Genomic DNA, 749 nt, shown 5'->3' with positions numbered 1-749 from the left:
GTTCTATCACTACCACAAAGCCGGAATTAATGAAGCCGGAGTGAAGGATAAAATTAATGAAATCGGAGCAAGACTGGTCAACTACTATTATAAAAACTCGTTGTATGCAGCCGCTCTTTATTACTGCAAAGCTGTTTATGAGCTGCTCTGGTTGGAGTCGGATTCAAATGTTTTAAATTATATGGGGCTAATACTGCAATTAAAAGGTGATATAGACGGTGCCCTGAAGATTTTTTTAGAGGTTGAAGAAATATTAAATGGTAAGGTTGATAAGAATCAGGACGATAAGAGGTGGGAAGGGGCTACTTTAAATAATATCAGCCAGATATATCGTGCCCGCGGCGATTATGAGAGCGCCCTGAAGTATCTGCTTGAGAGTTTAAAAATCAGTAAGGAGATTGGCGATAAAAAGGGGGAAGGGGCTACTTTAAATAACATAGCGACAAATTATCATGCCCGCGGCGATTATGAGAGCGCCCTGAAGTATCTGCTTGAGAGTTTAAAAATCAGGAAGGAGATTGGCGATAAACAGGGGGAAGGGGCTACTTTAAATAATATCAGTGGGATATATCGTGCCCGCGGCGATTATGAGAGCGCCCTGAAGTATCTGCTTGAGAGTTTAAAAATCATGAAGGAGATTGGCGATAAAAAGGGGGAAGGGGTTACTTTAAATAATATCAGTGGGATATATCGTGCCCGCGGCGATTATGAGAGCGCCCTGAAGTATCTGCTTGAGAGTTTAAAAATCA

General features: G+C 41.5%; 1 protein-coding gene. It reads left to right on the top strand.

The window, feature by feature from the left end:
- A partial coding sequence (locus H7844_16075; protein ID MEO5358794.1) for a tetratricopeptide repeat protein occupies positions 1–749 on the top strand: 749 nt, incomplete at both ends.

It is taken from the genome of Nitrospirae bacterium YQR-1 (assembly GCA_039908095.1).
GTDB lineage: Bacteria > Nitrospirota > Thermodesulfovibrionia > Thermodesulfovibrionales > Magnetobacteriaceae > Magnetomonas.
Note: the sequence above shows the minus strand (reverse complement) of the source record. Positions and strands in the feature narration are given on the sequence as shown.